Origin of the sequence: Paenibacillus sp. GYB004 (genome assembly GCF_036577605.1) — a bacterium.
In the GTDB taxonomy this organism is placed as follows: Bacteria; Bacillota; Bacilli; order Paenibacillales; family NBRC-103111; genus Paenibacillus_AB; species Paenibacillus_AB oceani.
In genome coordinates, this window is the sequence record NZ_JARBDB010000031.1 from 115,156 (window position 1) to 123,507 (window position 8,352).

Here is an 8,352-nt window from a genome sequence, read left to right on the forward strand (position 1 = left end):
GGCAATATCTGATGCCGGTTGTTGCTATACCTCCTAATACGAGGTTATACCGCTGCCCCGTAACCGAGCACAACGATCCGGGAGCCGCGCGGTACGAAACAATCGGCAACCCGTTGGAGCAGCGAAGATACCCATTCCTCGTGCAAACAAGCGGCATGTGGTTGACCACCGTCATGCGACGCTCAAGCACCGCGCCCTGGGATTCAAGGCGGTGCAGGAAGCGGGCTCGCACGCCAAAAAACCGTCCGGACGACTGCACCGGACGGTTTTCCTGCGTCTTTACCTTGCGCAACATTTACTCAATCAGCAATCCGGCCTTCGACTCCCCGATCGCCACGATCTCCATGCCGGACTCCTGGGCATAACGGACGCCGGCTAACAGCACATTGTCGTGCAGAACATCCGTGAAACGCTCCAGTGCCGTTTTGACTTGCGGGCTCACGTCCAGCACCAGGTTGACGCGTTTCTCGATCGGCAGCTCCAGCTTTTTGCGGTAGTCCTGCACGGCGCGTACGACTTCGCGGACAAGGCCTTCCTGTTCCAGCTCTTCGGTAATCGCCGTGTTCAAGGCGACGGTCATTTTGTAGCCGGAAGCGGAAGCGAACCCTTCCTTCGCCTGCTTCTCGACGAGCAGCTCCTCCAGCGTGACGCGGACCGATTCTCCCTCGACCGAGATATCGAGATAGCCGTTATCCACCGCAAGTTTCGACTCGGCCGAAGGAAGCTGCTTCAGATGGTTTTGCAGCGGACCGACCAGCTTGCCGTACTTTTTACCGGCCGCCTTCAGATTCAGCTTCAGGGCGAAGTTGACGAAGCCGCTGTCGCCATGGACGAGGCGGATCGCTTTGACGTTGATTTCATCTTTAATGATTGCCTCGAAACGGCCGAGATCGAATTCGCGGTCAAGTGCGACGAGCAGCTCGGACAAAGGCTGGCGTGTTTTGATTCCGGTCTCGTTCCTGACGCTTCTCGCCAGCTCGACGATTTGGCGTGCGGTCTCCATATCCGATTCCAATACGGAATCGATCTCCGCTTCGCTCGCCTGCGGATAATCCGCCAGATGAACGCTTCCCTTGCCGCCGAGGTTGTCGTACAAATCCTCCGCGATCAGCGGCGCATAAGGCGCGATCATCCGCGCTACCGTCAACAGCACGCGGCGCAGCGTCTGGTAGGCTGCGACTTTGTCTGCGGTCAAGCCACTTCCCCAGAAGCGGTCGCGGGAGCGGCGGATGTACCAGTTGCTCAACTCGTCGACGAACGTCTCCAGCTGCTTCGCCGGGTTCAGGAAGTCGTACGTCTCCAGCCCTTTGCTTACTTGCTGAAGGGTGGTGTTCAGTCTGGAGAGAATCCAGCGATCCAGCTCGTTCGTTGAACGCTGCTCCGGGTGATCTTCCGGCTTGAATCCGTCGATCGTTGCATAAAGCGCATAAAACGCGTGCGTATTATGGATCGTATCGATCACCTTCGATTTGGCTTCGGCCACGATGCCTTTGGAGAACCGCTTGCTGTTCCACGGCGCGCTGTCGGCCAGCAGCGCCCAGCGGAACGCATCGGTACCGAACTCGTCGATGATGTCCCACGGATCGATGACGTTGCCCTTGCTTTTAGACATTTTCTGCCCGTTCTCGTCGAGCACGTGTCCCGTAGAAATAACCGCTTTGTACGGCGATTGGCCGTTATACAGCGTGGACACCGCCAGCAGGCTGAAAAACCAGCCTCTCGTCTGGTCGATCCCTTCGCAGATCATGTCGGCCGGATATTGCTCCTCGAACAGCTGCTTGTCGCCGAACGGGTAGTGCTGCTGGGCAAACGGCATCGAGCCGCTGTCGAACCAGACGTCGATCACTTCCGGAGTGCGGTCCATCGTTCCTCCGCAAGAGCAGCGCAGCAGCACTTCGTCCACGTACGGCTTGTGCAGCTCCAGATTCGGATCGATCGGCTGAACCGCCCGTTCGCGCAAGTCCGCCGCGCTTCCCGGCGCGTATTCGCATCCGCAGTCGCGGCATAACCAGACGTTAAGCGGAGTCCCCCAGTACCGGTTCCGGCTGATGTTCCAGTCGACCAGCTCCTCCAGAAACTTGCCGAACCGGCCTTCCCGGATATGGGACGGGTACCAGTCGATTTTGCTGTTGTTTTCGATCAGCTGATCTTTCACCGCAGTCGTCTTGATAAACCAGCTCTCCATCGCGTAATACAGCAGCGGCGATTTGCAGCGCCAGCAGAACGGGTAGCTGTGCTCGTACCGCTCCTTGGCGAACAGCAGCTTGCGTTCGGACAAGCTCTTGACGATATCGACGTCGCAGTCCTTCACGAACCGTCCGGCAAAATCGGCGACCTGCGCGGTATAACGGCCGGCCAGATCGACGACGCTTACGAAGTCGAGCCCGTGCTGGCGGGTCGTCCGGTAGTCGTCCTCCCCGTGAGCCGGAGCGATATGAACGATCCCGGTACCGCTCGAATCGCTGACGTAATCGGCATCGACGACGATAAACCCTTTCTCTACGGTCAAGTAAGTGAAAGGCGGCTCGTAAGCGGCGCCTACGAATTCCGAGCCTTTATGAACGGACAGCCGTTCGAAGTCTTCCTTGAACCATTTGTCCGCCAGATTGTCCGCCACGATGTAAACCTCGCCGCCCTGCCTCACTTTGACGTAATCGAGGTTGGCGTTAACGGCTAACGCCACGTTGGCCGGCAGCGTCCACGGCGTAGTCGTCCAGGCGAGGAAATACTCGCCGCTTTGCTTGTTCCGGAACTTCACGGTCGCGCTCAAATCTTTGACGTCTTCATAGCCTTGAGCGACCTCGTGAGAGCTGAGCGTCGTCTGACAATCCGGGCAGTACGGGCTGACGCGGTGACCTTTGTACAGCAGCCCCTTCTTATGAATCTCCGCCAAAATATGCCACACGCTTTCGATATAATCGTTCGTCAGCGTTACGTAAGGGTGATCCATATCGGTCCAGTAGGCGATTCCTTCGGTCAGCTCGCGCCACTGCTTCTCGTATTCGAACACGCTGCCTTTGCACGTCTCGATGAATTTGGCAACGCCGTACTTCTCGATCTCCTGCTTGCCGGAGATGCCGAGCTGCTTCTCGACGCCGAGCTCTACCGGCAGACCGTGCGTATCCCAGCCGGCCTTGCGGACGACGCGGTAACCGGACATCGTCTTATAGCGGCAAATAAAGTCTTTGATGACGCGTCCGAGCACATGCCCGATATGCGGCTTGCCGTTGGCGGTCGGAGGACCTTCGTAGAACACGAAATTCGGCTTGCCTTCCCGGTTTGCGATCGACTGCCGGAACGTATCCTCCTGCTTCCATCTCTTTAGTACGCGGAGCTCGCGTTCTCTTGCTTTTTCTTTGACATCCACTTTTCTCATCGCGCTTAGCCATCCTCTCGGGTTCATAACCATAATCAAACAAAAAAATCCCGTCCCTCTAAGGGACGAGATTATCTCTCGCGATACCACCCTTGTTCCGTTCGACCCAAGCTCCGAATCTCCCGGCACCTCAACTGCGCACGATCATGCGCGTCCCTTGTAACGGCGGGACCCCGGGGCGGCTTACTGGTGCGCTTCAGCTTTCCTTCTCGGAGAGGATGTTCGGCTAACACTTGAACGTTGGCTTTCAGCACGGGGCCAACTCTCTGGGGGACAAGGGATTAGCGTACTCGTTCTCGTCAATGAATTTGGTTATGGCATGTAATTAACTCTTTTGTACACTATTCCAATTCCATTGTCAACAAGTGGAACAAATTGGTGCTGCGGTGCGTCTAGTAGTACAAAGTCAGAGTTGTATTTTGAAAAAGGGAGAGAGACTCGCCAAGCGCTTTTTAATCCACTCTCCCTATTGGGTCTGACATCGTACTAAAGGCAGAGGTGATAAGATGAGAAAACGTATGAGGACCATCCTGTTGTGCAGTTTGCTAGCTATGGCGGTGATCGGGTTCGCCGCTCCTGCGGACGTATTCGCTTGTTCCTGCGCGGCGCCTCCGTCCGTACAGTCCGAGATGAACCGGAAGACGGCGATCTTCGCCGGGAAGGTGAAGGACGTCAAGCAGCCGGGCAAAATCGGCTTCGCGCAATCGTCGGCCGATCCGGTTCGCGTTACGTTCGAAGTGACGACGGTGTGGAAGGGGCAGGTTACGTCCACGACGGAAGTGTACACGGCGATGAGCTCGGCGAGCTGCGGCTATACCGGATTTGCCGTCAACCAGAGCTATCTTGTCTCCGCTTACGGAACGTCGGACCGGCTGGAGACCGGCATGTGCGAGATGACGAGGCCATTGTCCGCGGCGAGCCTGGAGCTGGCCGAGCTGGGCGCGGGTCAAGCGCCCGACCCTTCCAAGGCAGTCGCCGAAGGGAGCTACATCGTTCCGGCGGTCGCGGCGGTATCCGTGCTGGTAATCGCGGCAGCGGCAGTGCTGTTCGTGATGTCGAGGAGGCGGAGAACATAAACTTGCGCCTTACGTCCGATTGAAACGCGTTTCGTTCGAAGGTACTATGAAACTAGTCTTGCGCTAAAAGTTACGAAGCTGGAAATATCGTTCCGGTGTTCCCGGGCATTGGGGCCAAGCGGATATCGAGCTGCTCGCCTCCAAGCTGCTCGTGCAAGGGGTGGAAGAAGGCCGCTTCGGTCCGGATGCCAAGCTGAAGCGGGCCGAATTCGCCGCACTGCTCGTCCGTGCTCTGGGACTTGCGGAGAATAAGGCGGGAGCTTCCGCTTATGCCGACGTATCTACTGACGACTGGTATGCGGGCGCTGTAGGCGCGGCAGCGAAGGCGGGGCTTGTGCAGGGCTTCGAAGACGGCACGTTCAAGGATGCGGCGATCAGCCGCCAGGAGATCGCCGTCATGATCGCGAGAAGTTTGCGGGTGGCGGGCCAAACGGCGCCGTCGAATTCCGCGGGAGAAGCGCTGTCCGCATTCAACGACCGGAGCGGGATCACGGAGTTGGCGCAGAGCGCGGCTGCCGCCGCAGTTCGCGAAGGCATCGTGAACGGCGTAGCGGAAGGGCAGTTCGCCCCGGCGGACGACGTCACGCGCGCGCAAGCTGCGGTTATGCTGAAGCGGATGCTGCAGGCGGTGCAGTTTATTAACTGACTGACGGACGGTGGTGCAGGTCGGGGGAAGGCGATCAAGGAGGCGATTTCTCGTGAATCGCCTTCTTTGGCGTTTGGGTATTGCGATCTCCATCACCCGTTACTACGAATTTTTAATTATAATCAAAATGCCCCTTATCCGATCCGCGGGGGTTGGGTAAAGTTAATCTTGTACGTGCAGCGTTGCCGAATCAGGGTCTACGTTCGTGTGGCTGCACCGTGCCTGCGTTCCAAATTCAAACATTAAGACGTAACCGAGTAGCGTCGGATAAGGAGGTGTCCAAATGTTGCAAGTCGCCGTTCGTAGCGGATGGTCCATATTCTGGGTGCATCAGGCTACTATCGTATTCCGTTTTGCCGATAACGGGAGACGTCTGTCTTTTTTTGGCGACTGCAGCATTTTGACCCTGTAGTTCGAGTACGTGCACCGGTGTAAGCGCCGGAACGGACTTGGCTTATTCGGCTATGAGAAGCCGCGGGTAAAAGGCTGTATGCCTGAACCTGCGGCTTTTTGGCGTACAAATAAACGAAACTATACGTACGGAGATGATCGGCGATGATGATGTGTTACGCGGAGAAAATAAGCAAAAGGTGGGGCGGGACGCTCGTATTCGAGCAGCTCTCGCTGGAAATACAGGACGGGGAGCGGATCGGACTGGTCGGACCGAACGGCTGCGGCAAATCGACGGTACTGAAGCTGCTGTCCGGTATGGAGCCTCCCGATACGGGAACGATTCATTACAAAAAGGGGAGCCGGACGGCGATGCTGGCGCAAATCCCGGATTACGGCCCGGATGTAACGGCGCTGGAGGTGCTGGAACTGGCGTTCGCCGAGCTGCTCCGGCTGAAGCGGAGAATGACGGAGCTGGAGAGCGAGATGGCGAGTCCTGATCCGAATACGATGGAGAAGGCGCTCAAGGAATACGGTACGCTACAGGACGCTTTTGCCGGAATGGGCGGTTACGAGATGGAGGCGAACCGGTCGCGCGTAGCCGACGGTTTGGGGATCAAGCATCTGCTGCAGATGCCGTTCGACCGGTTGAGCGGAGGCGAGCGGACCAAAGTGTGCCTGGGGCGGATTTTGCTCGAGGGCCCGGATCTGCTGCTGCTGGACGAACCGACTAATCATCTCGATCTAAGCGCGGTCGAATGGCTGGAGACGTATTTGCAGGATTACCGGGGCAGCGTACTGATCGTATCGCATGACCGTTATTTTCTCGACCGCGTCGTGACCAAAGTGTACGATCTGGAGGGCGGAGCCGTAGACATTTATCACGGCAACTACTCGTACTTCGTGGAAGAGAAGGAGCGGCGGCTGCTGCTCGATTTTGCCGCTTTCCAGGAGCAGCAGAAGAAGATCCGGAAGATGGAGGAAGCGATCAAGCGGATGCGGCTCTGGGCGGCGCAGGCCGACAATCCGTTGATGTTCAAAAGGGCGGCGGCGATGCAGAAAGCGCTGGACCGGATGAACAAGCTGGACCGCCCTGTGCTCGAGCGCAAGAAGATGGGGCTGACATTCGAGATGAGTGAGCGCAGCGGCAAGGACGTCGTCCGAATGGAAGGCGTCAGCAAGTCTTTCGGCTGCAGCGGCGAAGCGGCCGAGTTAGCAATCTTCAGCGGAGGGGGTCTGGACCGAGGAGTCGATCGGCGCGAAGGCAGGATGTTGTACGCGAATGTCGATCTGCACATCCGCTTCGGCGAGACGGTGGCGATCGTAGGCGATAACGGGAGCGGCAAATCGACCCTGCTCCGCATGATTCTGGGCCAACTTCAGCCGGACAGCGGGACGGTGGCAGTCGGAAGCCAGGTGAAAATCGGCTATTTGGCGCAGCACGATTTGTTTCCGGACGAAGAGAAAACGATTGTGGACGCGTTTCGCGACACGGTGATGGTCGAGGAGGGGGAAGCCCGCCATCTGCTTGCCAAATTTTTGTTTTACGGCGCGTCGGTGTACCGCAAAGTAAACTCCTTAAGCGGCGGCGAACGGATGCGTCTTCGGCTGGCGCAGTTGATGCATCAGGAGCTGAACGCACTCGTGCTGGACGAACCGACCAATCATCTCGATATCGATGCCCGCGAAGCGCTGGAGGATACGCTGGCCGCGTTTCCCGGCACGCTGATCTGCGTCTCGCATGACCGGTATTTGCTGAACAAGCTGTTTCCGGTCACGTATTGGCTGGAGGACGGTGCGCTTACCCGTTACGAAGGCGGCTATAACGACGCGAAGCGGAAACGCGGGGAGCTGCGATCCGGCAGACAAGCGGCGCCGCAAGCAGGCAAAGACGGCAAAGCTTCGGCGACTGCCGGGAAAAGCGGCGGAGGAAGGGAGGAGAGCCGGATCGGCGGGAGAAGAGCCGCGGACGATTATGGGAAGCGGCTTGCCGATCTGGAAGCCGGCATTGCGGCGATGGAGCGCAAGCTGGCCGTGCTGGACGAGGCGATGATGGCCGAGGCGGACCCGAAAAAACTGGCGGAGCTTCACGGAGAGAAGCAACTGCTGGAGGCGGAACGGGAGCTGCTGTATCAGCGGCTCGAGCAAGCGGAGAGCTAGGAAACGGCACACGCCAGTAGGAACGTACAAACTAAATCGGCTCCGGACAAACGATCGCCCTCTCTTGGCAATAGCGGCCAAGAAAAGGGCGATTTGTGAATGATCGGCAGATGACGCATGAACAAGCGGGCTGCGGGGACTCCGCCGTAAAGATCCACAACAAGACAACGGAGCGGAACTCATTCCTTTCGGCTGTTTCCATAAGACGATTACAAGGACGCTGAGTTTTTTCCTGCCCGCTCCAGCTTTACTTTTTGTCCGCGAATTCCTGGTCCAGCAGCTTTTGCACCTGATCTTGTATCGTTTGCAGCCCTTCCGCTACGTTTCTTCGCCCATAGATCATGTTGTTGAATTCTTGAGTTGCAATCGCCCCTATCTCCACACTCGTTTGTAGGGATACAGGTGACCGGGAGGTGATTTGCAGCGGTTTGCGCGAGTAAAAGGCTTCTAGGTTGTACCCTTCCCTAGTTTTACTTGCGTCTGTGCGGATCGATAAAACTCGCGGTTTCGTTTTCTCCAATTCAGTTGCCATCTCCGGCCCGATTAAAAATTTAACCTGAATTTCGAAAGTGACTCATTCTGAAAATATGAAAAAGGGCTCAAATCTTTGGTAGAATGGTGTTTGCCTAGAACAACATCACCCAAAGAGAGGAGCACCTTTAAGGTGAAGTCTATCACACCCGTTAGCAAAATCAAGACCGAAT

5 protein-coding genes, 1 pseudogene and 1 other annotated feature are annotated in these 8,352 nt (G+C 57.1%); of the genes and pseudogenes, 4 read left to right on the forward strand and 2 right to left on the reverse strand.

Annotated features, from left to right (window positions below):
• Positions 1-295: 295 nt before the first annotated feature.
• Complete coding sequence (ileS, locus tag PV433_RS14065) at positions 296-3,376, reverse strand: isoleucine--tRNA ligase (protein ID WP_332072716.1); 3,081 nt, start codon at positions 3,374-3,376, stop codon at positions 296-298.
• Between the two features lie 58 nt (positions 3,377-3,434).
• Positions 3,435-3,688 (reverse strand) — a binding site (T-box leader).
• Between the two features lie 194 nt (positions 3,689-3,882).
• On the opposite strand from ileS, the gene PV433_RS14070 reads away from it, so the two are divergent.
• The 4 genes and pseudogenes from PV433_RS14070 (at position 3,883) to abc-f (ending at position 7,648) form a co-directional block, all read left to right on the forward strand.
• Positions 3,883-4,452: a hypothetical protein gene (locus PV433_RS14070; protein WP_332072717.1), complete on the forward strand. Its 570-nt coding sequence runs from the start codon at positions 3,883-3,885 to the stop codon at positions 4,450-4,452.
• 109 nt (positions 4,453-4,561) lie between these two features.
• Positions 4,562-4,654: pseudogene (locus tag PV433_RS34085) on the forward strand (S-layer homology domain-containing protein); the annotation flags it as partial.
• A gap of 30 nt (positions 4,655-4,684) precedes the next feature.
• Entirely contained in the window at positions 4,685-5,098 is a 414-nt protein-coding gene (locus PV433_RS34090) for an S-layer homology domain-containing protein (protein WP_442951523.1), read from the forward strand.
• A gap of 555 nt (positions 5,099-5,653) precedes the next feature.
• Complete coding sequence (abc-f, locus tag PV433_RS14085) at positions 5,654-7,648, forward strand: ribosomal protection-like ABC-F family protein (RefSeq protein WP_332072718.1); 1,995 nt, start codon at positions 5,654-5,656, stop codon at positions 7,646-7,648.
• 247 nt (positions 7,649-7,895) lie between these two features.
• Here the strand turns inward: abc-f and PV433_RS14090 are convergent, their stop codons facing one another.
• On the reverse strand, positions 7,896-8,168 hold the full coding sequence (locus PV433_RS14090) for a hypothetical protein (protein ID WP_332072719.1): 273 nt from the start codon (positions 8,166-8,168) through the stop codon (positions 7,896-7,898).
• Between the last annotated feature and the right edge of the window lie 184 nt (positions 8,169-8,352).